Source organism: Micromonospora sp. LH3U1 (assembly GCF_028475105.1).
Classification (GTDB): domain Bacteria; phylum Actinomycetota; class Actinomycetes; order Mycobacteriales; family Micromonosporaceae; genus Micromonospora.
Map to the genome: position 1 here is coordinate 3696752 of NZ_CP116936.1, position 25298 is coordinate 3722049.

22 protein-coding genes are annotated in these 25298 nt (G+C 72.5%); 4 read left to right on the forward strand and 18 right to left on the reverse strand.

Features of this window, described 5'->3' with window-relative positions; genetic code table 11:
• Positions 1 to 999: 999 nt before the first annotated feature.
• The 3 genes from PCA76_RS16960 to PCA76_RS16970 form a co-directional block, all read right to left on the reverse strand.
• Positions 1000 to 1626, reverse strand: a complete 627-nt coding sequence (locus PCA76_RS16960) for a hypothetical protein (RefSeq protein ID WP_272611398.1) — start codon at positions 1624 to 1626, stop codon at positions 1000 to 1002.
• Between the two features lie 13 nt (positions 1627 to 1639).
• A complete protein-coding gene (locus tag PCA76_RS16965; RefSeq protein ID WP_272611399.1) occupies positions 1640 to 3424 on the reverse strand; it encodes a DUF4012 domain-containing protein in 1785 nt (594 codons plus the stop codon).
• A 97-nt stretch (positions 3425 to 3521) separates the two neighbouring features.
• Positions 3522 to 4769 (reverse strand): glycosyltransferase family 4 protein, encoded by a 1248-nt coding sequence (locus tag PCA76_RS16970; protein ID WP_272611400.1) that lies wholly within the window; start codon positions 4767 to 4769, stop codon positions 3522 to 3524.
• A gap of 168 nt (positions 4770 to 4937) precedes the next feature.
• On the opposite strand from PCA76_RS16970, the gene PCA76_RS16975 reads away from it, so the two are divergent.
• Positions 4938 to 5492, forward strand: a complete 555-nt coding sequence (locus tag PCA76_RS16975; protein WP_272611402.1) for an arsenate reductase/protein-tyrosine-phosphatase family protein — start codon at positions 4938 to 4940, stop codon at positions 5490 to 5492.
• Here PCA76_RS16975 and PCA76_RS16980 read toward each other — a convergent pair.
• Positions 5473 to 6936, reverse strand: coding sequence for a polysaccharide biosynthesis tyrosine autokinase (locus PCA76_RS16980; protein ID WP_272611403.1), 1464 nt, complete (start codon positions 6934 to 6936; stop codon positions 5473 to 5475). The two genes, PCA76_RS16975 and PCA76_RS16980, sit on opposite strands and share 20 nt — an antisense overlap.
• 339 nt (positions 6937 to 7275) lie before the next feature.
• Here PCA76_RS16980 and nhaA point away from each other — a divergent pair, with 339 nt between their 5' ends.
• On the forward strand, positions 7276 to 8637 hold the full coding sequence (gene nhaA / locus PCA76_RS16985; RefSeq protein WP_272611404.1) for a Na+/H+ antiporter NhaA: 1362 nt from the start codon (positions 7276 to 7278) through the stop codon (positions 8635 to 8637).
• A gap of 58 nt (positions 8638 to 8695) precedes the next feature.
• On the opposite strand, the gene PCA76_RS16990 is transcribed toward nhaA, so the two are convergent.
• The 10 genes from PCA76_RS16990 to PCA76_RS17035 all read right to left on the reverse strand — a co-directional run bounded on the left by PCA76_RS16990 (position 8696) and on the right by PCA76_RS17035 (position 16720).
• A complete protein-coding gene (locus PCA76_RS16990; protein ID WP_272611405.1) occupies positions 8696 to 8893 on the reverse strand; it encodes a hypothetical protein in 198 nt (65 codons plus the stop codon).
• Positions 8890 to 9219, reverse strand: coding sequence for a hypothetical protein (locus PCA76_RS16995; protein WP_272611406.1), 330 nt, complete (start codon positions 9217 to 9219; stop codon positions 8890 to 8892). The genes PCA76_RS16990 and PCA76_RS16995 overlap by 4 nt, the downstream gene beginning before the upstream one ends.
• Positions 9219 to 9581 carry a DUF1622 domain-containing protein gene (locus tag PCA76_RS17000; RefSeq protein WP_272611407.1) on the reverse strand — a complete coding sequence of 121 codons (363 nt, stop codon included), beginning with the start codon at positions 9579 to 9581 and terminating at the stop codon, positions 9219 to 9221. The genes PCA76_RS16995 and PCA76_RS17000 overlap by 1 nt, the downstream gene beginning before the upstream one ends.
• Positions 9582 to 9620: 39 nt before the next feature.
• The gene (locus tag PCA76_RS17005; RefSeq protein ID WP_272611408.1) at positions 9621 to 10208 is read right to left on the reverse strand and encodes a TMEM165/GDT1 family protein; all 588 of its coding nucleotides are present in this window, start codon (positions 10206 to 10208) and stop codon (positions 9621 to 9623) included.
• 218 nt (positions 10209 to 10426) lie between these two features.
• Positions 10427 to 11392, reverse strand: a complete 966-nt coding sequence (gene egtD / locus PCA76_RS17010) for an L-histidine N(alpha)-methyltransferase (protein ID WP_272611409.1) — start codon at positions 11390 to 11392, stop codon at positions 10427 to 10429.
• A 49-nt stretch (positions 11393 to 11441) separates the two neighbouring features.
• Positions 11442 to 12188: an ergothioneine biosynthesis protein EgtC gene (gene egtC / locus PCA76_RS17015; protein ID WP_272611411.1), complete on the reverse strand. Its 747-nt coding sequence runs from the start codon at positions 12186 to 12188 to the stop codon at positions 11442 to 11444.
• 40 nt (positions 12189 to 12228) lie between these two features.
• Entirely contained in the window at positions 12229 to 13581 is a 1353-nt protein-coding gene (gene egtB, locus PCA76_RS17020; RefSeq protein WP_272611412.1) for an ergothioneine biosynthesis protein EgtB, read from the reverse strand.
• Between the two features lie 233 nt (positions 13582 to 13814).
• Complete coding sequence (gene egtA / locus PCA76_RS17025) at positions 13815 to 15050, reverse strand: ergothioneine biosynthesis glutamate--cysteine ligase EgtA (RefSeq protein ID WP_272611413.1); 1236 nt, start codon at positions 15048 to 15050, stop codon at positions 13815 to 13817.
• A 155-nt stretch (positions 15051 to 15205) separates the two neighbouring features.
• The gene (locus tag PCA76_RS17030; protein ID WP_272611414.1) at positions 15206 to 15838 is read right to left on the reverse strand and encodes a hypothetical protein; all 633 of its coding nucleotides are present in this window, start codon (positions 15836 to 15838) and stop codon (positions 15206 to 15208) included.
• A 189-nt stretch (positions 15839 to 16027) separates the two neighbouring features.
• Positions 16028 to 16720 (reverse strand): RNA polymerase sigma factor, encoded by a 693-nt coding sequence (locus PCA76_RS17035; RefSeq protein ID WP_442930132.1) that lies wholly within the window; start codon positions 16718 to 16720, stop codon positions 16028 to 16030.
• A 473-nt stretch (positions 16721 to 17193) separates the two neighbouring features.
• On the opposite strand from PCA76_RS17035, the gene PCA76_RS17040 reads away from it, so the two are divergent.
• Entirely contained in the window at positions 17194 to 18576 is a 1383-nt protein-coding gene (locus tag PCA76_RS17040; protein WP_272611415.1) for a serine/threonine-protein kinase, read from the forward strand.
• A 125-nt stretch (positions 18577 to 18701) separates the two neighbouring features.
• Positions 18702 to 19964, forward strand: a complete 1263-nt coding sequence (locus tag PCA76_RS17045) for a nucleotide sugar dehydrogenase (protein WP_272611416.1) — start codon at positions 18702 to 18704, stop codon at positions 19962 to 19964.
• Between the two features lie 108 nt (positions 19965 to 20072).
• On the opposite strand, the gene PCA76_RS17050 is transcribed toward PCA76_RS17045, so the two are convergent.
• From PCA76_RS17050 to PCA76_RS17065, 4 genes are all read right to left on the reverse strand, one after another.
• Positions 20073 to 22547, reverse strand: coding sequence for an ABC transporter permease (locus PCA76_RS17050; protein ID WP_272611417.1), 2475 nt, complete (start codon positions 22545 to 22547; stop codon positions 20073 to 20075).
• 147 nt (positions 22548 to 22694) lie between these two features.
• A complete protein-coding gene (locus PCA76_RS17055; RefSeq protein WP_272611418.1) occupies positions 22695 to 23360 on the reverse strand; it encodes a response regulator in 666 nt (221 codons plus the stop codon).
• On the reverse strand, positions 23357 to 24568 hold the full coding sequence (locus PCA76_RS17060; RefSeq protein ID WP_272611419.1) for a sensor histidine kinase: 1212 nt from the start codon (positions 24566 to 24568) through the stop codon (positions 23357 to 23359). Before PCA76_RS17060 ends, PCA76_RS17055 begins: the two co-directional genes overlap by 4 nt.
• A gap of 25 nt (positions 24569 to 24593) precedes the next feature.
• Positions 24594 to 25298, reverse strand: coding sequence for a DUF305 domain-containing protein (locus PCA76_RS17065; protein WP_272611420.1), 705 nt, complete (start codon positions 25296 to 25298; stop codon positions 24594 to 24596).

Consider the following 25298-nt stretch of genomic DNA (forward strand, 5'->3'; position numbering starts at 1 on the left):
GTGTAACGACCGGGGGCCGGGGGTCATTCCGGGGGTGGCCCATCCATCGGCAGCCTCGTGGAGGCGGTAGCCGGGCGGTCGTGGGGACCGTAACGACCGGGCCGGGGCCCGGCATTCCAACCCCGGGGGACCGGCATTCCAACCCCTAGGGGTGGGGTGGCGGGCCGGTGGTGCTGCGATCGTCAGGGTATGTAACGACCCCGGGCCCGCCATGATTCCGGCCCACGGGTGCGACCAGTCACAACCCACAACCGCCCTGGACCGGACAAATGACCCAACAGGCCCAACATGCAGGGCCTCAGAACGCCCACGCTGGGCATGATCCACTCGCCTTCACGGATACCGGGGTATCCGGCCGTTCGGACACCCAGGTATCAAGGAAACCGAGTCGATCACGAACAGGCCGAGTGCGTTAGCGAGCGCAAATCCGGCAAAGGCCCCGCCGGGATCGCGTGCCGCGGTCCGGGGTAGGCGATCCATCGCGGCGCGGAACGCTGGTCGCCTTTCAGCAGGTGCGGCAGGCCAGAAAGCCCCCGGACACCGAACGTGCTCCGGACGCCAGGTGGCACGGATCGCCAGGAGGCACGGCGGCGCGGACGCCAGGACCGCCAGGAGGCACGGCGGCGCGGACGCCAGGACCGTCCGGAGGCCCGGAGGCCCGGAGGCCCGGAGGCCCGGAGGCCCCGGACGCCCCGGACGCCCCGGACGCCCCGGACGCCCTAGACGCCCCGGACGCCCTAGACGCCCTAGACGCCCTAGACGCCCTAGACCTCAAAGCGTCCTCGACACCAGGAGGCCAGAAGGCCCGGATGCCCAGACTGCAGCCGCCGGGACGGGAGACGGCACACGACCCGGGACGCGGGACCGACTGCAGCCGTTGGGAAGGGAGACGGCACTCGGGAGGGGCCCACCTTTACCAGGACGGGCTGGCGCCCGTCGGAGTGTTCCGACGGGCGCCAGCTTCAGGTGCGAACCGGGCACTGCCCGGTCTTGTGCGGATTAGTGCGCAGCCCCGCCGAGGCGCTGGCGGCGACGCCAGGCCAGGGTCAGCAGCAGCATGATCGCGCCGGCGCCGACCAGGCCACCGCCGAGCTTCATGGGCGTGCCGAGGCTGTCACCCGTGACGGGCAGCGGCTGCTTCTTGTGCAGAACCCGCAGTTCCGTGCTGGCGGTACGGCCGGACTCCCGGCCCGTGGCCGTGAAGGTCAGCAGACCTGTGACCGAGGGCTTGTACGACTTGGTGAAGCGGCCCTGGCCGTTGGTGAACGCCGTGAAGTTCAGCGGCGCGCTCGCCTGGTAGGCCACCGGGGCCATGGCCACGGTGCTGCCGTCGCTGCGGCGGGCTGGTGCCTGGCCGGGCGCCGGGGCCGCCAGCGGGGTCACCGTCACCGAAATGTCGACGGTCTCGTTCGGACCGAAGTTGGTGCCGGTCAGCACCACCGTCTCGCCAAGGTAGATCGTCGGCCGGTTGACCGTCAGCGACGCGAGCTGTGGCGTGTACGGCGGCGGCTGGGTCGGGTCGGTCGTCGCGGACGGCGTCGGCTGCGGCGCCGCCCCCGCTGCGGTCGGCACGGCCACCACGGCCAGACCGACCGTGAGCGCCATGATGATGCGGGATAGCCGCATGATTGGTTCCCTCCTACTGGTCACATCTTGGTGCGGAATGAACTTGGGTGGTCCAGGGGCTGGCGGTGGGGGTCAGCCACAGCTCGGCCTGCCCGACGCCGGTCTTGGCCGTCAGGACGGTGACCTCGAGCGCCCGTTCGGCGCCGGGGCCCACGTCGACGCTGGCAGTCGCGACTTGACGGCGGCGTTCGGTGCCGCTGCCAAGCGCTATCTCGGCCCCGTCGAGCCGGGCCTCGATCACCGCTCCGCCGGCCGGGCTGAAGACCGACACCAGGGTGCGAGCGGTGTACGGATCACCAGCCATGCCGAGGCCGAGGACGGACTCGCTGAGTCCGGACTTCGGCGCCGTGGAGCGCAGGGTCACCCGCAGCCGGAGCTCGCGGCGGCCGTCCGGCCGGCATTCGCCGACCGTCAGGTTCGCCGTCGGCCGCAGGTAGTAGCCGAGCTTCGCGCCGCTGCCGTCGTTGAGGAACACGCCGACCGTCGGCACGGTGTCCTGTTCCGGGAGCGTCCCGGCCATCCGGCTGTCGCCGAATGTCCGCTGTTCTTCCGGTCGAGCACTCCAGAACAATATCCGGCGTTCCGTGATAGCACGGTCGAATGCGGACAACAACACCCGTGGGTTGACATTCTTCGTGAAGAAGGCATCGAACACCGCGGCGGCGGATGCCGTGAAGAAGGCGTCCTGCTCCTTCAGGCCCAGCCGCTGGTAGGTCTCGTTGAGCAGGGTCTGCACGACCTTTTCGCTGGCCAGCGGGACACCACCGGGCACTATCACCGGACCGGTCGCCTTGAGCAGGTAGGACAGCACCACCGGGTCGACGGCGAGCACGCCGTCGACCGTGATGCCCATCTTGCGGCGGAACATCTCGCGGTACAGCGCGGCGGCGGTCGGGAAGTGCGGGGACAGATTGACGTCGGCGGGATAGATGCCGGGCAGGTCCGTCCAGAGCGCCCGGGTCTCGGCGGGCACCTTCAGCGCCGGGGTGAAGCGGCCGAGCGAGGCACTGCTGCCCTGCTTGCCCATCTTCACCTTGCCGTCCTCAGCCTCGATCATCGCGTACGCGCCGAGCATGCCGCCGGTGGCGCGCAACTCGGCGAGGTTCTGCGAGACCAGCAGGTACCGTCGTGGGCCGTTCGCGCCGAGCAGTGGCGGCAGCAGACGGGATCCCTGGTCGGCGGCCGAGGTGAGGCTGGCCAGTCGGTCGATCTCGCCGCGCAGATCGGTCAGCGCCTGCCGGATCTGGCTGACCAGGCTGTCGGCCGACACCGCCGCCAGGTCCCGACGCGTACGCTGCACCGACTCGTCCGCCCGGGTCAGCTCGGCGGAGACCGCGGTGAGCCGGGCCAGATCCACCCGGCCGCCGGTCGGCACCAGGCTGGTCAAATCTGTCCGGAGCAGGGTCGGGAACGCCTGCCGGGCCAACTGGTCGATAGCGACGGCGATCTGTCGGACGGCGTCGAGGTCGTCACCCGCGATCGGGGTACGCCGACCAAGCTGCCAGCTCGGGTCGGTGGTCGCGGCCCGAGCCGCGCTGGACTGCTCCTGAAGGGCGGCGAGCGTCCGTAGGGCACGGTCGGTGTCCCCACCGACCACCTGGGCGCTCAACTCCCGGGCCAGGCCAGCCGCGTTGAGCAGGTGCGCGCGCGCCTGCCAGCCGCGGAAGCCGATCCACCCGCCGGTCGCCAGCAGCAACGAGCCGACCACCAGAGCACCGAGCAGCGCCCGTCGCAGTCGGGCACGCCGACGGCGCCGGGACCGGCTTCGCCGCCGGGTCGGTCGTTCGCTTTCCGTCACACCACACTCCCGTTCGCGGAATCGGACAGAAGGTCGATTCCCTGACGTTCTTAGCACGCGTCAGGGAATTTCGTACCGTTATTGCATTTTTCGTCCCTTAAGCGAGGTTGCTTCGCGATTCCACGACGGGCTCCGCGACTCGCCCTGCGGCCTCGTGCAGCAGCCGCTCGATCCGGTCCACCCCGGCGGGCAGTGACATCTCCCGCAGGTACGCGGCCCGCCCCCGGCGACCCATTTCGGTACGTGCCGGCGCGGGGATGGTGGCGGCCAGCCAGAACCGGTCGGCCAGCGCCGCCCAGTCCTCCGGCGGGCAGGACAGCCCGGCCCGGGCCCGCTCGACCAGCTCGGCGGTGTCCCCGCCGGCCGACGCGACCACCGGTGCGGCACAGGAGAGCGCGGCCTGGAGCTTGCCGGGCACCATGCCGCGCAGCTCCGGAAGATCACGCAACATGACCAGTTGGTAGTCGGCGGCGGCGTACAGCTCGGGCATGTCGACCGGAGACCGTCGCTCCACGAAGCGGACGTTGTCCGCACCCAACTCGGCGGCGAGCCCCCGCACCCGCCGCTCGGCCGCGCCCGAGCCGACCAGGACCAGATCCATCGTCCGGTCCAGCGCCGCGGCCGCCCGGACCGCGGTCTCCAGGCCCTGCTGCGCGCCGATGGTCCCGGCGTGCATCACCACGCACCGACCGTCCCGACGGACCAACTGTCGGGCCGCCGCGCCGGGCGTCGCCGGGTGGAAGATCCGCTCGTCGGTCCAGTTCAGCACCAACCGGACCCGGGCCGGGTCGGCACCGGCCGCGACCACCAGGTCCCGCATCGACGGCGCAGCGACCGCTATCCGCGCCGCGGCCCGGTAGACCCGGGTCATCGCGCTGCCCATCCGCGCCGCCCAGCGGCCCTCGCCCGCCTCGTCCACGGCGTCCCGGGCCCAGACATCCTGCACGTGCAGCACCGTCGGCACCTGCCCGAGCAGCCGGAGCACCCCGGCAGCGGCGAACGTCGTAGCCGGCAGTTGAAAGACGTAGAGCGCGTCCACGCCGCCGAGGAACCGGCGTGCGGCCAGCGTCGCACTGCCAGCGAAGGAGAGATAACTGGCCATCCGGGCTCCGGTGGACGCGGCACCCCCGGGGTACCGGGGCACCCGTCGGACGGACAGCCGTTCGCTGTGCGTCTCGTGGTGCCACCGCTGCCGCCAACCGGGATAGACGTGCCCGCCGGGGTAGTCCGGAAAACCGGTGAGCACCCGAACCTCGTGCCCACGCGCGGCCAACTCCTCGGCGAGGCTTCCGGGGATGAACGCCGGCTCGGGCGGAAAGTGGTACGACAGGATGCCGATCCTCACCGGTGCGCCCCCGTCCAGCACGGATCGACGGCGGCCGGCGCGGCACCACGACCGACGGGTGTCCGGCCCGCGTACGATGCCGACAACCCCTCCCTGCGCGGCCACCGGCGTCGACGCACCGCCCTCGCGGTGCGGGCACCCGTGTCCGCACCGATGAGAGGGGCACCGATGGCTGATCGCGTGTTGTTCGTCTGCCACGCCAACCTGTGCCGGTCGCCGATGGCCGAATACCTGGCCCGCCAACTGCTGGCCGACCGGCCGGTCACCGTGGCCAGCGCCGGCACCGACGCGATCGACGGGTTGGCCATGCATCCGTACGCCATGGAGGTTGTGGTCGAGAGCGGCGCGGACCCGGCGGCGTTCCAGACCCGGGGGTTGCGCCCCGAGTACCTGATCGACGCGACGCTCGTGCTGACCGCGACCCGGCGCCAGCGCTCGGTCTGCACCGCGCTGGCACCGGGAGCGCTGCACCGGACGTTCACGCTGCGCCAGTTCGGCCGGCTGGCCGCGGCGGCCGAGCCGCCCGCCGAGTCGGTCGACGACCCGTTGCGGGCGGCGATCGCCGCCGCCGCCCAGGCGCGGGGACGGCTGCAACCAGCCGCACCGGACGCGGACGACCTTCGGGACCCGATCGGCGGCACCGCCGCCGACTTCCGACGCTGCGCCGAGGAGATCGAACGGTCGCTGCGACCCCTCGCCGCGCTCATCGGGGCAGCCGGGTGAGTTCCTGGGTGTGGTCGGCGACGCCGTTGACCCCCTCGGTGGTCGCGCTGTGCCGACCGGACGCGGCCCGGTCGGCCGGCACCGACGCCGCGGACGTCGAGGTGACCACCCGGTAGGCCTCGTACTGGTACGCCTCGGCCTTGGCCACCTTGGCCATGTTCAGCACGCAGCCGAGCAGTCGGACCGAGACCGAGTGCAGTGAGCGTGCCGCCGCGGCCACCTGTGTCCGCGAGGTGCGGCCCTGTTGGGTCACCAGCAGCGCGCCGTCGGCCTGCACGGCCACGACCACGCCGTCGGTCACCGCGAGCAGCGGCGCGGTGTCGATGATCACGATGTCCGCCGACTCCCGCAACGCCAGCAGCAGGTCCGACATCGCCTTGGAACCGAGCAGCTCGCTCGGGTTCGGCGGGGCGGAACCGCTGGGCAGCACCAGCAGCGACTTGTCTCCCCAACGCTGCACGACGTCGCCGACCTTCACGTCGCCGACCAGCACGTCGGTGAGGCCGACACCCGCGTCCAGGCCCAGGTAGTCGTCGACCTTCGGGCGGCGCAGGTCCGCGTCGACCAGCAGCACCCGCCAACCCGCCTCGGCCAGCGCGATGGCCAGGTTGCAGGAGAGCGTGGTCTTGCCCTCGCCCTGCAGGGCGCTGGTCACGGCGATGACCCGGGCCGGCTCGTGGACATCCACGAAGCGCAGGTTGGTCCGCAGCTTGCGCACCGCCTCGGCGCGTGCCGAGGTCGCGGCGTCACCCACGATCAGCGGCGAGGTGCGGGCGTCGGCCTCGAACGGAATCTCACCGAGCAGTGGGCTGCCGGTGACACGTTGCAGACCGGCCGCGTCGCGCAGCCGAACGTCGGCGACCCCGCGCAGGATCGCCAGACCAACGCCGAGAAGCAGGCCAACGAGGCCACCCAGGGTGAGGTTGCGGACGGGCTGCGGCGAGACGGGGCTGGCGCTCACCCGTGGGCCACTCACCACTTCGATCTTGATCGGCGCCTTACCCTCGGGCGTCGTCTCGACCTTCTGCACGAGCTCGACGAATTTCAGGGCGAGGGTCTCCGTCACCCGCATCGCGCGGGTCTGGTCGGTGTCGGTGACGGACGCCCGCAGCAGAACGGTTCCGGTCTCGGTGGAGGTGCTGACCCGGCGCTGCACCTCGTCCGCGGTGAGGCCCACCGGGTTCTCGGCCACCACGCTCTGCGCAAGCCGGTCGCTGCTGAGTAGGTCGGCGTACGACTTGACGCGCTGCTGCAGGAAGAGCCCACCCTGGTAGGCGTCGCTGACGCCCGAGTTGGGAGTCGTAACGAAGAAGGTCACCGAGGCGACGTACCGGGGTTGGGCCCGTACGGTCAGGAACGCCGAGACGCCGAGAGCCACCATGACCGTGACCAGCGCGACCCACCAGTGCCGACGCACGTGGCGCAATTGGCGGAGCAGGTCCATCAGGAGCGCCTCCGTGCCGGTCCGGTTACGCCAAAGAACTTCACGAAAACCCCCAAGGTCGTCTCTAAACTCGTGAAACCATTAAAGCGGCTCATACGGCTTATGTCCGGAGTTATGCAATTTCCCGTGGTGACATGTGCGTCCGCATGACCAACCCGACAAACGTGCATTCGGCAGCGGCGACATCGGGGAAAAAAGTCAAAGGCCGATCAGGCGGCGTCCGATCGGCCCAGCGGTCGTCGCCGAACGCGAAGCCGGATAGGGTCGGCAGCGGTGTGCCGGGAAGTCTGGTCGGCGAGTGGATTCCTGCCGTCCTGATTCCCGAGGTGAGCCCCGCAGATGACCTCCCGCACCCCACCACCCGAGCAGCGCCCGCCGAGGATCCGGCTGTTCTCCCGGTCCTCCTGGCCGGAGGCCCGGCACCTGGCCGACGTGCTGCGTACCGAGACAGTCGGCGGCGCGCTGCTGCTGCTCGGAGCCGTGCTCGCGCTGATCTGGGCCAACTCCCCCTGGTCCGACTCGTACACCCGGCTCAGCGGCTGGGTGCCCTGGCCCGGCGGCGCACCCTGGCACCTCGACCTGGACGTGGCCACGTGGGCTGCGGACGGCCTGCTGGCCATCTTCTTCTTCGTGGTGGGCCTGGAGCTCAAGCGGGAGTTCGTCGCCGGTGAACTACGCGACCCGCGTCGGGCCGCCCTGCCCGTGGTCGCCGCGCTCGGCGGGATGCTGCTGCCGGCGCTGATCTACGTGGCGGTCGTCCTGAGCGCGGGCGGGGAGGGTCTGCGCGGCTGGGCCATTCCGACCGCCACCGACATCGCCTTCGCGCTGGCCGTGCTCGCGGTGGTCAGCTCGCACCTGCCGCAGGGCCTACGCGCCTTCCTGCTCACCCTCGCGGTGGTCGACGACCTGTTCGCGATCACCATCATCGCGGTCTTCTACACCACCGACTTCCATCCCGTTCCGCTGCTCGCGGCGCTGGCGCCGATCGGCCTGTTCGCGTCGCTGGTGCAGCGCGGGCGCAGCTGGTGGTGGGCGCTGGTCCCACTCGCGATCGCCGCCTGGGCACTGGTGCACGCCTCGGGTGTGCACGCCACGGTGGCCGGTGTCCTGCTCGGCTTCACGGTCCCGGTGCTGGCCCGCCGCCGGACGGCGGGTGGCCAGCCGACCGCGAGCGGTACGGGGGCGGACGAGGGCGGGCTCGCCGCGCACCTGGAGCACCGCTGGCGGCCGGTGTCGGCCGGCTTCGCGGTGCCGATCTTCGCCCTGTTCGCCGCCGGGGTCACCCTGCGGGGCACCGACCTGGGCACCCTGCTGACCGAACCAGTGGTGATCGCCATCGTCGCCGGCCTGGTGCTCGGCAAGAGCATCGGCATCTTTGGCTCGACGTACCTGCTGGCCCGGTTCACCCGCGCCGAACTGGACGAGGACATCACCTGGTCGGACCTGCTCGGGGTCGCCCTGCTGGCCGGCGTCGGGTTCACCGTGTCGCTGCTCGTCGGCGACCTGGCCTTCGGCGCCGGCAGCACGGCCGACGACCGGGTCAAGGCAGCCGTGCTCCTCGGGTCGGTGATCTCCGCCGGGCTCGCCGCCACGGTGCTCGTCCGCCGCAACGCGGCGTACCGCCGGGTGGCGGAGCGGGAGCGGCTGGACGCCGACGGCGACGGCGTGCCCGACGTCTACCAGCGGCCAGCCGACCGCTGAGCGGGGGCGTCGCCACGGTCCTGGTGGTCGCGGCCCACGCCGGGCCGTGGGCTCCCGATCAGCGGCGACGCTCGGCGGGCGGCAGGTCCTCGGTCTCCTCGGCCAGCGCCTCGACCGTCGGCGCGGTGAGGTCGTCGCCCGGCACCGCCACCGCCTCGACTCGATCCTGCTCGTCAGGCTTGCCTGCGGGCGGCGGCTCGGGAGCGGTGCCGTCGCCGGCGAAGCCGTACTCGTTCGGTTCGTCGTGCCGCCTCATGTGGTTACCCTCCCGCTTTCCCCGGTTTCGCCTCTTACCGCCAACGGTAGGTGGTGATCGTCCCCGGCGCAGGACGCCGGGGATTGTCGCCCGGACCACGGCGGTGGGCCGCTCAGCGCCGCCCCGAGCAGCTGACGCAGGGCGATGATCGCCACCGCGCCGGCCAGGCCGCTCCACCCCGGATCGGCGGCGAGCCGGAGCAGGGCGGCCGCGGTCAGCAGGTCCAGCAGCACCCGGACGGCGGTGCGGAGCGCCCCGGTGCTGAGCGCGATCACCACACCGGCGACCAGCGCCAACGCGGTGACCACCGTGACCAGGGGGCCCATCACGTCCGACGCTCCCCCTCGGCCACCTGGCGCTGCTCCTGGCGGATCTCCCGGCCCAGGAAGTAGTTCAACGCCGTCCGGATCGTCGCGATCGCGGCCAGTTGGCCGATCTGTTCGAACGACGGGGACACCGCGGTCCGCAGCACGTCGGCCGCCAACTGGAATTCGAGGCCGAGGGTCAGAAACCGACCCAGCGAGAGCCGGATCGGAGTGAAAATGGCGGCGGTGCGGTGTCGCAGCCCTTCGACCACGAACCGCACCGCCGCCCAGACGGCCCCGACGAAGATGACCAGTGCGCCGGCCACCTCCACCACGGCAACCAGCACCTGGTCGCCGTGGCGCAACAGCTCGGCGGGCTCCACCCCGGGCCGTTACCCGCCCTCGGGGCAGCTAGTCGGCACTCAGGTCAGCTCGTTCACCGCTTCGAGGATCAGCCAGAGACCGGAGATGGCGAAGAGGATCGCGGCACCGTACTTGATGGCCTTCTCCGGCAGCCGGCGACCCAGCATCCGGCCCACCAGAATGGCCAGCGCGTCCGCGGCCACCATGCCGATGGTGGAGCCGAGCCAGGTGCCGAACCAGCCGTACTTGGTGGCGAGTGTGATCGTGGCGAGCATCGTCTTGTCGCCCAGCTCGGCCAGGAAGAACGCCACCGACACCGCCACGATCGCGGTCTTGCTGGTCTTCTCCGCCTTGCGCTTCTCCTCTTCGGTGAGCTTGTCCCCGCGCAGCGTCCACGCGCCGAAGCCGAGGAACGCCACGCCGGCCACCAGGGAGATCCACTCGGTCGGCAACACCGCACCGAGGCCCACGCCGATGGCGACCGACGCCAGGTGCACCACCGCCGTGGCAACCGTGATGCCGATCAGCACCGGGATCGGCTTGAACCTCGTGGCGAAGGTCAGCGCCATCAGCTGGGACTTGTCCCCCAGCTCGGCGACGAAAATGACGCCGAAGCTGATGACCAGCGCGGCGAAAAATCCCTCCATGACTTCCTTCCCGTTCACGCCGGGAGGAGGTACAGGGGCGCCCTCGACCCGGCTGCAACAGCCTGAGTCGAAGGTCTCGCCCGCCTCGAAAAAACCCGAGGCCGCGTGGCCGGATGCGGAACGCACCAGTATGTCGACCACGACATTGGGGGCTACTCCCCTTCGCGCGACCAGCCTATCCGATCACCGCCCGGCCCGGTCGAGGCGGGTGAACACGCTCACCGTGCCCTCGCCAGCGTGACCCCGAAGAGCCCGTCCGGGTCGGACCAGAACGACGTCGTGTCGAAGCCCGCCGTGGCCAACTCGGCGGCGATCCCCTCCGGGTGGAACTTCGCCGACACCTCGGTGCGGAGCTCCTCCCCCGCCGCGAAGTCGACGGTCATGCCCAGCACCCGCACCCGCATCGGCCGCGTCGCCCGCAACCGCATCTCGATCCACTCGTGGGCCGGGACCCAGAGTGCGACGTGCTCGAACGCACCCGGATCGAAGTCGGCGCCCAACTCCCGATTGATCACGTACAGCACATTGCGGTTGAACTCGGCGGTGACCCCGGCGGCGTCGTCGTACGCGGGCACGATCACCGACGGGTCCTTCACCAGGTCGGTGCCGAGCAACAGCCAGTCGCCGACCTCCAGCGCGGCGCGCATCGCCGTCAGGAACTCGGCCCGCTCGGCGGGCAGCAGGTTGCCGATGGTGCCGCCGAGGAACACCACCAGCCGTCGGCCGCCGGTGGGCAGCCGGTCCAGTTGTCGGGTGAAGTCCCCCACGATGCCCCGGACCCGCAGGCTCGGATAGTCGGCGGCGATCTGGGCGGTGGACCCGGTCAGCGCGCTGACCGACACGTCGAGCGGGACGAACGTGCCCAGCCCGCCCTGGCGGGTGAAGGCGTCCAGCAGCAGCCGGGTCTTCTCCGACGAGCCGGAGCCCAACTCGATCAGGGTCTTGGCCCCGGTCAACGCCGCGATGTCGGGGGCGCGCTCAGCCAGCACGGCCCGCTCGGCCCGGGTCGGGTAGTACTCGGGAAGGCGGGTGATCTCCTCGAACAGCTCGCTGCCCCGGGCGTCGTAGAACCACTTCGGCGGCAGCCACTTCTGCCCGGCGCTCAACCCGGCCCGCACGTCGTCGCGCAGGCCGCGCTCCAGGTCGCTCTCTTCGAGGTAGATCTCCAGCGGTTCCGCGGTCATCGGTTCACCTCTCAACTCGATCAACAGTTGCGTGCCCAACCCGTGCGGCTCACCGGGTCGGCAGTGGACGCACCCGCACCTCGCCCGCGGTGGCGATGACCAGATGCCCCTCCGGCACCGCCCGCCACCCGGGATCGTCGTCGTGCGGCTCGGAGGCGAGCAGCACCGAGCCCGACGCCTCGCGTACCGACAACGCGTGCCCGGCCACGCTGGCCACCGCCCGGTGCCCGTCAGTGAGCAGCAGGTTGAGCCGCGACCCGGGGGCGGCCGCGGCGACGTCGGCCACCGTCCGCCCGACCGCCTCCGCCGGGTCCTCGCCAGCGCGTAGTCGATGCCGCACCAGCGCCCAGAGCAACGCCGAGTCGGTGGCGGCGTCCAGAGTGAGCAGGTCACGCACCGGCAGACCGGCGGCGAGCGGCACCACAGCGTCCGGCCAGCCGCGAACCACACCGTTGTGGCTGAACAGCCACGGCCCCTCGGCGAAGGGCGCGGCAGCGCCGTCGAGCACCGCCATCCCGACGGTGGCCGAACGCACCGCCGCGAGCACCGCTCCGGCGCGGGTCACCGCCGCGAGCTGAGCGATGGTCGGGTCGCTCCAGATCGGCTGCGCCCGTCGGTAGCGCACCGGCTCACCCTCGCCCGGGTACCAGCCGACGCCGAACCCGTCCGCGTTGATGGTGCCGCCGCCGCGCATGTCCTGGGGCGCCCACGACTGCCGCACCAGCGAGTGCGGAGGATCGAACAACACCTCGGCGAGGGTGACCGGCGGGCCCAGGTAGGCCAGGTGCCGACACATCAGCCCACCTCACCCGCCGGGCCGCCGGGCGCGCGGTGACTCACCGGTACGACTCGTCCGGTCGGGCGTCGCGGGCGCAGCGGAAGCCGCTGAAGATCTGTCGGCGGATCGGATAGTCCCAGTTACGGAAGGTGCCCCGGCAGGCCGACCGGTCGGTGCCGAACGAGCCCCCACGCAGCACCCGGTAGTCGTCGCCGAAGAAGACCTCCGAGTATTCGCGGTAGGGGAACGCGGTGAAGCCGGGATGCCCGTCGAACCCGGTCGACGTCCACTCCCAGACGTCACCGATGAGCTGGTGCACACCCAACGGGGAGGCACCAGCCGGGTACGCGCCCACCGGCGCCGGCCACAGATGACGTTGATCGAGGTTGGCGTGCGCCTCGGTCGGGTCGTCGTCCCCCCAGGGGTAACGGCGGGACCGCCCGGTTGCCGGGTCCCAACGGGCCGCCTTCTCCCACTCGGCCTCGGTCGGCAGCCGCTTGCCGGCCCACGCCGCGTACGCCTGCGCCTCGTACCAGCACACGTGCACCACCGGCTCGTCCGCGCGGACCCGGCTCCACCGGCCGAAGCGCCGGTACGACCATTCGTCGCCGTCGCGGCGCCAGTGCATCGGCGCGCTGAGCTGCTCCCGAAGCCGGTGTGCCCAGCCGGCCGGGCTCCACCAGCGCTGATCGGTGTAACCGCCCTCGGCCATGAAGGCCGCGTACTGGCCGTTGGTGACCGGGGCGGCGTCGATGACGTACGCCGGGAGGTCGACGCGGTGCGCGGGGCGTTCGTTGTCCAGAGCCCACGGGTCGGTGTCGGTGCCCATGGTGAACTCGCCGGCTGGCACCAGCACCTCCCCGCCGACCTGCACGGACGGTCCCGGCGGCTCGGGCGGCGCCGGGGCGTGCAGCACCGCCGGCCCCGAGCGCAGTTGGTGGGTGGCGAGCATCGTCTCGTCATGCTGCTGCTCGTGCTGCACGATCATGCCGAAGGCGAACCCGTCGGCAACCAGCGGACGCTCGGTGAAGGCCACCGTGTCGAGCAGGTCGTGCACCTTGTCCCGGACGGTGTCCAGGTAGGCGCGCGCCTCGGCGGGCGGTAGCAGGGGAAGCGCGGGGCGGTCCCGGCGCGGCTGCTTGAACGCGTCGTACAGCTCGTCGATGTCGCACCGGACCGGCTCACGGCCTCCGACGTCGCGGACCAGCCAGAGCTCCTCCTGGTTGCCCACGTGGGCCAGGTCCCAGACCAGCGGCGACATCAGCGGTGAGTGTTGGCGCATCAGCTCGGCGTCGTCGACCACCTCGGTCAGCAACGTGGTGCGGGAGCGGGCCCGTGCCAACTCCACCGCGATCCGGTCACGTAACTGCTCCCCGTCGACCTGCCCCGGCGTGCTCGTGCCCGCACTCACCGCACCACCCTTCGTTCGCGACTGCGGGGCTCGCAACCCCGGCTCACTCCTCGCACTCACCGCGCCGCCTTCGTTCGCGACTGCGGGGCTCGCAACCCCGGCTCACTCCTCGCACTCACCGCGCCGCCTTCGTTCGTGACTGCGGGGCTCGCAACCCCGGCTCACTCCTCGCACTCACCGCGCCGCCTTCGTTCGTGACTGCGGGGCTCGCAACCCCGGCTCACTCCTCGCACTCACCGGTCCCCCCTTCTCGCGGCGGCCAGCCGCCGACGTACGCCTCGGTGGATCTCGTCGTGTGTGCCGGCCGGCAGGTCCAGCCGGGGCAGGGTGGTCAGCGCCAGGTCGAGCAGGGCCGTCGCGGCGGCGGCCAACGCCGGGTCGGCCAGGCCGTGCCGGGCGGCGGCCGACCAACGGTGCGCCACCGGAGCGGCGATCGTGTACGCCCCGCGGACCGTGCCCGGATCCGTGAAGAGGGCGCTCAGCACCGCCAGCGGGAGCCGCCAGTCCCGGTCGGGTTGCGCGTCCAGGTAGCGCAGCTCCAGGTAGCCGCGCGGCCGCACCGGCGGAAAGAGGGTGCTGACGTGGTAGTCGAGGTCATCGGTGGTGGGTGGTTGGGGCAGCGCGCCGTCGAGCCAGTCGGCGAAGGTCACGCCGGGCGGCGCGGTCCAGTCCGGGCCATGCCGGCGCAGGCAGAGCAGCGGCGCGGCGAGCACATACCGGATCCAGGTGGCGGTCGGGTCCTCGTCGGCGCGGCCGGGCATCCAGACCGGGCGGGTGCGGGCCGGGTCGATGGCCAGCCAGGCCGCCATCCGGGCGGAGGCCCAGCCGGTGCGCCGCCCGGCGTGTCGGGTGGCGGAGGCGAACGCCGCGAGCAGCGGCGGCCCGACCGCGTGGGCCGTGGCCCAGCGATCAGCGACCTGATCCGGCTCGCCTGCGTCGAGACACACCTGCAGGCCGGCGGTGCTGTACATCATGGTGCGGCCGGCCGGACCACGCCGGTCGAAGGCACCGCGCATCGCGCGGTAACGGGGAGTCTCCACCACCGGGCGGGGCCGTCGGTGTGGGTCGATGCCGCTGCGGCCGAGGATCATCCCGGCGGCGGCCAGCAGGTCGGTGACCTGGGCGATGTCGGCCTCGGTGGCCTGGATCAACGTCGCGACCGAGGAACGGGGTGGGGTGGAGATCTCCAGCTGGCCACCCGGCTCCAGGGTCACCATGCCACCGTGTCGCAGCGGCTCGGCCGGGCCGATGGCATCCAGTGTGGCGGGGCTGTGCCGCCCCAGCGCCGCCCGCAGCCGCATCGAGTCGATGGGGCGGGCGGGATCGGCGGCGTCGTGCACGGTCCATTCCAGTTCGACGCCAGTGTGTGTCGGTGGACCGGTCTTGAAGCAGATCCGGGCGAGGTGCCGGCCTGCGGCAGCGGACTCGCGCAGGATGGCGCTGCGATCCAGCTCGTGCGACGTCACCATCAGTCGGGCCCCTCTCCGTGTGCCGGCTCCGGCACACTGTGCCACCGTAACCTGACCCACCGACACCGTCAGGGGCGTGCACGGCGCCACCAACCTCTGTCTAACAGACGAATTTCCGATGCAGGGCGGAACGAACCGCCCCGGCCGCCGACCACTCACTCCGGGGTCGGGCGGCCCGTCGGCGGGTGGGGCGGCGAGGCCTTCGCCGGAGCGGACGGCTTCGCCACGGGCACCAGCCGCTGGCAGTACGCCTCGACCTCCTCGGCGCTGCCGGCGGCGATCACCAGCTTCTTGAAGCCCGGCGTCCGCAACGCCTTCTCCCGCTGTTCGGGCTTCTTGGCCTGCCAGGCGCGGCACAGGCCGTGCAACTGCCCGGCCGGCGCGGTGTAGGCCGGTGCGGTGCCGGGGGCGGACGGCACGGCGGGCGACGGGGTCCGGGGCGACGGGGTGCCGGGGGACGGGGTGCCGGGGGACGCCGAGCGACTGGGCTCGCCGGACCGGGACGCAGGCTGGTCGGGGGTCGGTGACGTGCGGGACGGCGCGGGTGCGACCGGATTCGGCACCCAGTCGCGGGTCACCGCGGCGAAGGCGGCGCCCGCCGTGGCGGTGGCCGCCACCGCGCCGATCCAGGCCACCGCGCCGGTGGTCAGGCGGCGCCGGTGCGGCCGGTGCGGCACGGACGGCGCCGGGTTGCTCCGGGCGGCCCGGAACGCGGCCAGCGCGGCCTCCTCGCCGGCCAACTCCGCCGGCCGGATCGGGCCGGCGGCCGCGGCGAGCAACCTGGCCACCGGCTCGGTGGGGGCACGGCGGCCCGAGCCGGCGTCCGGTCCTGAGGTGACGCCGCGTCGGCTTCGGTGGGCGTGGCGGGGTGGGCCTGGTCCAGGCCGGTGTCCGCGTCGGCGCGAGCCGAGTCGAGCAGCCGTTCGCTGTCGGCACGGCCGACCCGCCGGAACGGGTTCATCGGGAATCCCCTCACGTCAGCCGTCCGCCGGCTCAGCGTGCGGCGCCCGCAGGGATGGGCCGCTGCCCGTGCGGGGCGACGGCAGCCCTTCGACCCCGGCTGACGGCCCGGCCGGGGTCTGCGGCTCCAGCAGGGCAGCGAGCCGTCGCAGACCGCGGTGGGCGGCGGTCCGAACGGCACCGGCGCGGCGGCCCAGCACCCGGCCGGCGGATCCCGCGTCCAGCCCGATCACGGCCCTCAGCAGCACTGCTTCGGCCTCGCGCGGTGGCAGGGTGGCGATCAGTGCGAGGGCGGTCTCGGTGCCGATCGTCTCGCTGGCTCCCTCGGCGGTGTCCGCGTCGCTGGCCAGGTCGACGAGCGCCTGCACCGGGACCGGAAGGGACGGTCGGCGGCGCAGCCGGCGCAGGTGGTCCATCGCCCGGTTGCGGGCGATGGTGACGGTCCAGGCGCGGAATTCACCACCGGTGAAACTGGGCAGGTCGCGGGAGATCTGCAGCCAGGTCTCGGAAGCGACGTCCTCGGCGTCCGCGCCGACGAGGGCGGTCAGATACCGCAGGAGTCCCGGCTGGAGGCTGCGGTAGAGGTAGCGGAACGCGTCCTCGTCGCCGGCCTGTGCGGCGCTGACCGACTCCGACAGGTCGCCGGTCATCCGCGGCCCGCGGATCGCCCGGCGCGTGCCGATCCGGTCCGCCGCGCTGCGGCAGACCATGCGGTACGAATCGTCCGCCCAGCCAGCTCCCGCACCGCCCTCCGCCGAACTGATCGTGCCCGCGACCGCAGTGGTCGGGGCGGGGTGTCTGGGCCAGCGCCAGGGCGGCCGCATCGGCGTGCCGCCCGCCGAGGTCGCCGGCCGGGCCCGAGCCGGGCTAACGGTAGGAGGGGGTCGACGAGGCGACAAGTCGGCGTCGTGTCACGGAAGAGTGACAATTATCAACAGTGCGCATTGGCGCGTCGTCGTAACGACCGGTGACCAGGGGGCGCCGAGCGTGCCTGGAGGCGGTTTCCTGTCGTAAAAGAGGGTCCGCACGCCCAAAAATGTCGGGTTTCGTCACACCGCGTTGTGACCTCGTCACGGATACGCAGCGTCCACACTGGTCATCGCGGCTGAGTCGATCGGCATCCACCGCCACCGCCAGCCGGCCGTGGCACGCCGGTGCGCGCCGCTCTAGGTACGGTAATGCGGTGTTGTCATCGGAGGTCGTGCTCAGCGGTCGCTACCGCTTGGACGAACGTGTCGCCACCGGCGGTATGGGCGACGTGTGGCGTGCCTCCGACCTGATCCTCGGCCGGCAGGTCGCGGTCAAGGTTCTGCTGCCGGCACTCGTCTCCGACCCCGACTTCATCGCCCGGTTCCGGGCCGAGGCCCGGATCATGGCGGCGCTACGACACCCCGGCATCGTGCAGGTCTTCGACTGCGGCGCGGACGACCTGCCCGACGGCGGTCGGGCGGACTACCTCGTCATGGAGTTCGTCGCCGGCGAGCCGTTGTCCAAGCGGATCGAGACGGCCGGCCGACTCGACGTGGCCGAGACGATGTCGATCGTGGCCCAGGCGGCGGCGGCACTGAACGCGGCGCACCGCGGCGGCATCGTGCACCGCGACGTCAAGCCCAGCAACCTGCTGGTGCAGGAGGACGGCACGGTCGTCCTGGTGGACTTCGGCGTGGCCCGTTCCACCGACATCACCAGCATCACCAGCACCAACGCGGTGCCCGGCACCGCCCTCTACATGGCCCCCGAGCAGGCCGCCGGCCGACCGGTCAGCGGCGCCACCGACATCTACGCCCTGGGTGCCGTCACCTACTGCTGCCTCACCGGCAGTCCGCCGTTCACCGGCGACAACCCGCTCCAGGTCGCCGTCCGGCACCTGGACGACGAGCCGCCGGAGCTGCCGCACGACATCCCGGAGGCGGTCCGCGCCCTGGTGTCCCGGGCACTGGCCAAGGATCCGCTCGATCGGTTCACCAGCGGCGCGGCGATGGCCGAGGCCGCCCGGACCGCGGTCACCGGCGGCGAGCCGCCGACGGCGATGGCGACGCCTGTCGCGCTGCGCGACGCCGGGCCGGGCACCCGCACCGACGCGCCGGTAGGCGCGGCAGTGGCGACCAGGGCGCAGGCGGGGCGCAGGCGACGTCGGGGTCCACTGGTCGGCGCGGCGGCGGCCGTACTGGTCGCGCTGGTTGGGCTCGGCGCGGCATTGGCCGCGGACCGCAACGCCAGCAAGGACCCGGCCGTCCATCTGCCGGCCACCTCCCCGACGGAGGCGCCGACCGGCCCAGTGGACCTGCCGGCGGCGAACGAGCAGATCGCCACCGACGGCCCCGACCGACCCGACCGGCCGAACGCCCCCGACAACCACCCGTCGGCGTCGGTCTCCGTCCCGCCGAGCATGCAGCCGAGCCAGACGACCAGCCCGCCGACGGCGACGCCGACGGTCACCACCGCGCCGCCGCCCACCGTGCCGCCGACGAGCGCGCCGCCTCCGAGCGATCCGCCGCCCTCGTCCGAACCCCCACCCGCCACCACGGGCCCGCCGACCGTTCCGGAGGGGCCGGTGGCCGGCTGAGCCGAGCCGCGCCGACCATCGCGGGCAGTCCCACCAGCACCGATATCACCAAAACGGACTTACGTCACCGAAGACGCCTCTAGGCTCCCAGCAGGCCATTTCCACCATCTGCTGCGGGAGCCTGGGTGAGCGCTGAAAAGCTGGTCGTGATCGGTCAGGGATACGTCGGACTGCCGCTGGCGATGCGTGCCGTGGAGGCCGGGCTGGACGTGGTCGGCCTCGACGTCGACGCCGACCGGGTGAAGCGTCTCGCCTCCGGTGAGTCGTTCGTCGAGGACATCCCGACCGACCGGCTGGGCCGGGCGCTGGGTAGCGGCCGGTACAACCCCAGCACGGAGTACACCGATGCCGAAGGCTTCGACATCTGCGTCATCACCGTGCCGACCCCACTGCGCGACGGCACCCCCGACCTGAGCTTCGTCGAGCAGGCCGGCGTCGGTATCGGCCCGTACGTACGCCCGGGCTGCACGGTGATCCTGGAATCGACCACGTACCCCGGCACCACCGAGGAGCTGCTGCGCCCGCTGTTGGAATCGGCCAGCGGGCTGAGCAGCCCCGGCGACTTCCACCTCGGCTACAGCCCGGAGCGGATCGACCCGGGCAACCCGACCTGGCGGCTGGAGAACACGCCGAAGGTGGTCTCGGGTGTGGACCCGACGTCGCTGGCGCGGGTGGACGAGTTCTACCAGCGCCTCGTGGAACGCACCGTGCCGGTGGACTCCACCCGGGTCGCCGAGCTGACCAAGCTGATCGAGAACACCTTCCGCCAGGTCAACATCGCGCTGATCAACGAGCTGACCATGCTCTCGCACCACCTCGACATCGACGTCTGGCAGGCGATCGACGCCGCCGAGACCAAGCCGTTCGGCTTCCTGCCGTTCCGGCCCGGCCCCGGCGTCGGCGGGCACTGCCTACCGATCGATCCGTGCTATCTGTCGTGGCAGGTCAAGCGCCGCCTCGGCCGGCAGTTCCGATTCATCGAGCTGGCCAACGACATCAACCACGAGATGCCCGAGCACGTCGCGCAGCGGGTCATGGCGGGGCTGAACCGGGACGGCCGGGCCGTCAGCGGTGCCCGACTGCTGCTGCTCGGTCTGGCGTACAAGAAGAACACCGGCGACATGCGGGACTCCCCCGCGGTCGACGTGGCCCGCCGGCTGCAGGCCCTCGGTGCCGACGTCCACGCGGTCGAGCCCTACGCCGAGGCGCACCAGATCCCGGCCGGGGTCACCGTGGTCGAGCTCACCGAGCGGGAGGTGGGCGCCGCCGACGCGGTCGTGGTGGTCACCGACCATGACAGCTTCGACTACGACCTCGTGGTCCGGCACGCCCGCTACGTCTTCGACACCCGCAACCGGTGCGTCGGCCCGATGGTCGAGCGCCTGTAGGCCCGGCGCCGCTGGCCGGTCCCGCCGCCGGGGAAGACGGCGGGGCCGGCCGGCGGACGTCCGTCCGCGTCGCCACGGCGGCATCCGCCCGGTCGGGACAGCCACCGGTCACTGGTCGGCGAGCGCCTCGACGACCGGGCGGGACAGCGCCCGGCGGGCCGGCAGCACCGAGGCGAGCAGGGCGGCCAGCACGGCGACGCCGAGGATCAGCCCGAGCTGGCCGAGCGGCAGGACCACGTGGAAGTCCCCGCCGAGGCGCGCGAGCAGCGCCATCGCGGAGGCGCTGACGCCGGTGCCCAGCCCGACGCCGAGCACCGCGCCGACCAGCGCCATCAGCACCGCCTCGACGGCGAGCACCGCCCGCATGCGCCCTCGGGTGAGCCCGACCGCCCGCAGTACGGCGTTCTCCCTGGTCCGCTCGACCACCGACAGGCTCAGCGTGTTCGCCACGCCAACCAGGGCGATCACCACAGCCAGGCCGAGTAGCGCGGTGACGAACGCGAGCAGCATGTCCACCGTGCCGGTGAGCGTCTTCTTGTACGCGCCCTGGTCCATCAGGTTCACCGTTGGATAGCGACCCAGCACCGCCTCGATCGCGTCCCGTGCCCGTTCGGCGCTCACCCCGGCAGCGGGGTCGATCTCGGCGAGGAAGCCTCGCTGACCGGGGAAGAGGGTGGCGAAGTCCTCGTCGGCCATGTCGATGACGTGACCTGCGGGTGCCTCGCCGCCGGGTGTGTCGTCGGTGACCACGGCGGCCACCCGGAACGACCTCCCCTGGACGGTCACCGGGGAGCCGACCTGCCAGCCGCGCGCCCGCGCCAACTCCCGGTGCACCAGCACCTGCCCCGGCCCGACCCGGTCGGCGGCGCCGGCCAGCACCCCACTCAGCGTCCGGCCGACCAGTGCCGGGTGGGCCGCGCGGATCTCGACGTCGGCAACGACTGTGCTGCGCTGCTCGTGCACCACACCCAGCTCGGGGCGGGCGGCTAGCTCACCGGCGAGCACGGCAGGCAGGTCCTGACCGATTCCGCTGACCACGAAATCCGTTCCGATCTGGACGTCCACGCTGCGTTCGATGCCGTCCTTGGTGCTGCGTGCGCCCACCATGAACGCCGACACCAGGCCGATCCCGATCACCAAGGCGGTGGCGGTCGCGGCGACCCGCCGCGGATTGCGGACCGTGTTGGCCACCGCCAGGTCGCCGGTCGCCCCGAGTACGCGACGTATCGGCCAACCGAACACCCGGGCCAGCGCCGGGACGAGCACCGGCCCGAACAGCACGATCCCGAAGAAGGCCAGCACCCCGCCGACCGCCACCAGCAGTAGCTGACCGGCGCTGGCGGCACTGGCCAGGGCGGCGACACCGAGGGCCAACACCACCGCGCCGAAGGTCAGCCGGACCCGACCAGCACCGTGGCTGGGCTGCACCGCGGCGTCGGTGAGGGCGGCGACCGGGGCGACCCGAGTCCCCCGCCAGGCCGGCAGCAGGGCGGCGCACACGGTGAGCGCGGTGCCCAGCAGCAGGCCGGTCAGGGCGGTCGAACCGGTCACGGTCAGGCCACCGGTGACCGGCACGTCCAGTCGGGACATCAGCAGCCGCAGCCCACCGGCGAGGGCAACCCCGAGCAGGACGCCGAGCGCGGAGGCGACAAGCCCCAGCACCGCCGACTCCAGCAGTGCGGCCCGGAAGACCTGCCCTCGGGTGGCGCCGATCAGGCGCAGCAGCGCGGTCCGCCGGGTGCGCTGTGCCAACACGATCGCGAAGGTGTTGGCGATCACGAAGCCGGCCACCACCACGGCGACCCCCACGAAGATCAACAGCAGCATCCGGAACTGGTCCACGTTGCGGACCGCATCCTCGACGGCCTCGTCGAGGATCTGCTGGCGACTCTTCACGGTGGCGTCGGCGCCCGCCACGGCGCGCAGCCGATCGGCCAGCGCCGTGACGGAGACTCCCGGTCGGGCCGCCACCAGAATGCGGCCATAGCCTCGCTCGCCGGTGAGAGCCAACGCATCCGGCCCGACCAGGCCGACGAACGGACCGCCGACGTCGCGGACTGTGCCAGCCACGTCGACCGTGCCCACCAGGGTGTACGGGCGGGCGGCGCCACCGCTGCCGCCGATGCGAACCGCAGCGCCGAGCGCGTAGCCCTCCTCGGCCACCGTCGGCGCGTCGAGCACCACCTCCCCGGCCCGGTCGGGCAACCGACCGGCGACCACGTCGTACGAGCGCAGCGCGTCCTCGGTGGGGATGGCGACGAGCATGGTGAAGCCGAGCACCGGACGACCGTCCGCGCCGACGATCCCGGCGGTGTTGGTCAGTTCACCGGCTGCGGCGTCCACCCCGTCGACCGCGCGCACCCGGTCGACCAGGGCAGTGGGCAGCACCTCGCGGCCGGCCGAGTAGACACCCAGGTCGGTGTGGCGGTCAAAGGTGCCGGCCCGCTCGTACGCCCCGGTTCTCATCCCGTCGACGAAGATCATCGTGCCGGCGACGAACGCGACACCGAGCACGACGGCCAGCGCGGAGAGCAGCATGCGCAGCGCCTCGGCGCGCAACGAGCGCAGGGTCAGGCGGATCATGCGGGGCTCCCGGTGCAGGTGGCGGATCGGACCCCTCCGACGCTATGGCCGGCGTGGGTCTGTCGATCTCCACCTGAGCGCTCGACCTGCGTGCGTCCCTGGTCGCGGTGCGTCCACCGGCCGGTACGACCCAGGTCGTACGCGACGTCATCCGCCGGGTGTGACCAGTCCGCTCTCGTACGCCAGGACCACCGCCTGGACCCGGTCGCGCAGCTGGAGTTTCGCCAGGATCCTGCCGACGTGGGTCTTCACCGTCGCCTCGGCCACATGCGCCCGGGCGGCGATCTCCGCGTTGGACAGCCCCTGGGCGACCAGCAGCAGCACCTCCCGTTCCCGTTCGGTGAGTTGCGCGAGCCGAGGGTCGGCGCTCGGGGCGGCGCCGAGCTGGCCGGCGAACCGGTCCAGCAGCCGCCGGGTGATCGACGGGGCCACCACCGAGTCGCCCTGGGCCACCACCCGGATGGCGGCCAGCAGCTCCTCCGGCGGGACGTTCTTGAGCAGGAACCCGCTCGCCCCGGCCTGCAGGGCCGCGAACGCGTCCGCCTCGGTGTCGAAGGTGGTCAGCACCAGCACCCGGGGCGGGCCCGCGGGCCGGTCGGCGCAGAGCCGCCGGGTCGCCTCCACACCGTCCATGGTCGGCATCCGGATGTCCATCACGACGACGTCGGCCTCGGTGCGGGCGAGCACCCGCAGCGCGTCCGCGCCGTCGATGGCCTCCCCGACGACCTCCAGGTCGGGCTGGGAGCCCAGCACCATCCGGAACCCGGCGCGGACCAGCGCCTGGTCGTCCACGATCACCACCCGGACCGTCATGCCGCGATCACCTCCGTTACCGGCTCAGACGGTAGCGGTAGCCGGACCTCGACCTGCCAACCCCCGGTCGGTAGGGGGCCGGCGGTGAGGCTGCCGTCGTACACCGTCACCCGCTCCCGCATGCCGAGCAGACCGTGACCGCCGGACGGCGCCGGGCTGACCAGCGGGCGGCCCTGACCGTTGTCGACCGCCCGGACCACGACGGCCTCGGCGGTGTACGCCAGGGCGACCTCGACGCCGGCACCGACGCCGGCGTGCTTGAGCGCGTTGGTCAGTGCCTCCTGCACCACCCGGTAGACGGTCAGCTCCAACCCCGGGGGCAGGGCCGGTGGTTCGCCGGTGACGGTGCTGCGGATGCGCAGCCCGGCGTCGCCGAACCGGGCCAGCAGGTCGGGCACCTCGGCCAGGGCCAGGCGCCGGTGCTCCGGGTCGGCGGCCACCACGAGCCCGTCCCCTCCGGCCGGGCCGGCGTCGCGGAGGACCCCGACCAGCCGGCGCATCTCCTCCAGTGCCTGCCGACCGGTGTCCGCGACGACCTTCACGGCGGTGCGGGCCTGGGCGGGGTCGCGGTCGAGCATGAACCGGGCGCCGTCCGCCTGAACGATCATCACCGCCATGCTGTGGGCGACCACGTCGTGCAGCTCCCGAGCGATCCGGGTGCGCTCCTCGGCGACCGCGGCCCGGGACTCGGCCTCCCGTTCGCGTTCCAGCGTCGTGGCCCGCTCCTCCAGGCTGAGCACGTAGAGCCGGCGGGTGCGCACGTTCAGGGCGACCAACCACACCGCACCGGTGACCAGCGCGTACCACAGGGCGGTCACCCACCAGCTGATGACGCCCGGGGTCTGCGCGGCGGCGAGCAGCACGCCCACGGCGGCGACCGCGCCGGCGAGCACACCGTCGCGCAGCCGCTTGCCGTACTTCACCACGCTGTAGAGCGCGATCAGGACGGCGACGTCGTAGACGAGCGGGCCCCACTCGGCGATCACCTGGACCAGAGCGAGCGCCGCGACCGCCACGGTCACCGCGCTCGGGTGGGTGCGGCGGAACAGCAGCGCCGCCGCCATTCCCGCGCCGACAAGCGTGGCCGCCCAACCGCCCGGCTGGTTCACCGCACTGGTCAGGGCGACGAGCGCCACCAGGGCGGAGACGGCCACGTCGAAGGCGACGCCGCGCAGCGGGCGACCGAACATCGTGCGTCTCACGGTCACCCAGCGTACGTGCCGGGGGCCCGGCTCAGCGGCCGAGGACCTCGCGCATGCGGTCGATCTCGACGGTCTGCTCGGTGGCGACCGAGTTGGCGAACTCGTTGAGCGTCAGGTCGGAACCGACCGTGAGCAGGTTGGTGGCCATCTCGATGGCACCCTCGTGGTGCTCGGTCATCATCCGGACGAAGAGCCGGTCGAAGTCCGCGCCACGGGTGGCGGCGAGCTGCCGCATCGCCTCGGGTGTCTGCATGCCGCGCATGGTGCCGTGGTCGTGCCCCTGGACCTCCGCCGGGAGACCACGGGTCTGCAACCAGCCGCGCATCATGCCCATCTCCGGCCCCTGGCTGGCGCGGATGCGCTCGGCGAGGGCACGGATGTCGGGATCGGCGGCCCGGTCGGGGGCGAGCTCCGCCATCGCGAGGGCCTGCGCGTGGTGCGGGATCATCATCCGTACGAACACGACGTCCAACGAGTTGTGCGGAGCGGGGCCGGCGTCGCGGACCTCGTGGGCCGCGCGGGTGGCCGCCGACTCACCCGGGCGGCCGGGCGCGATGACGGTCAGGTCGGTGGGTACGGGACTGGCCGGCGGTGTCACGACGGGTGCGGGCGCGGAGACCGGCTGTGCGGTGCCCGTTGCGGCGTCGCCCCCGGAGCGGATCACGATGAACGCCACCAACGGCAGCAGGAGCGCGAGTGTGACGACCGCCAGGGTTCGTGCGCGCCGGTTGGTCAT

Excerpts from the sequence above, each read along its gene's own strand:
- PCA76_RS16990 (WP_272611405.1), bottom strand. The coding sequence starts at position 8,893 with ATGAGGCGGCACGACGAACCGAACGAGTACGGCTTCGCCGGCGACGGC.
- nhaA (WP_272611404.1), top strand. The coding sequence starts at position 7,276 with ATGACCTCCCGCACCCCACCACCCGAGCAGCGCCCGCCGAGGATCCGG.
- PCA76_RS16995 (WP_272611406.1), bottom strand. The coding sequence starts at position 9,219 with ATGGGCCCCCTGGTCACGGTGGTCACCGCGTTGGCGCTGGTCGCCGGT.
- PCA76_RS17005 (WP_272611408.1), bottom strand. The coding sequence starts at position 10,208 with ATGGAGGGATTTTTCGCCGCGCTGGTCATCAGCTTCGGCGTCATTTTC.
- egtC (WP_272611411.1), bottom strand. The coding sequence starts at position 12,188 with ATGTGTCGGCACCTGGCCTACCTGGGCCCGCCGGTCACCCTCGCCGAG.
- PCA76_RS17055 (WP_272611418.1), bottom strand. The coding sequence starts at position 23,360 with ATGACGGTCCGGGTGGTGATCGTGGACGACCAGGCGCTGGTCCGCGCC.
- PCA76_RS16960 (WP_272611398.1), bottom strand. The coding sequence starts at position 1,626 with ATGCGGCTATCCCGCATCATCATGGCGCTCACGGTCGGTCTGGCCGTG.
- PCA76_RS17035 (WP_442930132.1), bottom strand. The coding sequence starts at position 16,720 with ATGGTCTGCCGCAGCGCGGCGGACCGGATCGGCACGCGCCGGGCGATC.
- PCA76_RS16975 (WP_272611402.1), top strand. The coding sequence starts at position 4,938 with ATGGCTGATCGCGTGTTGTTCGTCTGCCACGCCAACCTGTGCCGGTCG.
- egtA (WP_272611413.1), bottom strand. The coding sequence starts at position 15,050 with ATGGTGACGTCGCACGAGCTGGATCGCAGCGCCATCCTGCGCGAGTCC.
- egtD (WP_272611409.1), bottom strand. The coding sequence starts at position 11,392 with ATGACCGCGGAACCGCTGGAGATCTACCTCGAAGAGAGCGACCTGGAG.
- PCA76_RS16980 (WP_272611403.1), bottom strand. The coding sequence starts at position 6,936 with ATGGACCTGCTCCGCCAATTGCGCCACGTGCGTCGGCACTGGTGGGTC.
- PCA76_RS17065 (WP_272611420.1), bottom strand. The coding sequence starts at position 25,298 with ATGACCAACCGGCGCGCACGAACCCTGGCGGTCGTCACACTCGCGCTC.
- PCA76_RS17050 (WP_272611417.1), bottom strand. The coding sequence starts at position 22,547 with ATGATCCGCCTGACCCTGCGCTCGTTGCGCGCCGAGGCGCTGCGCATG.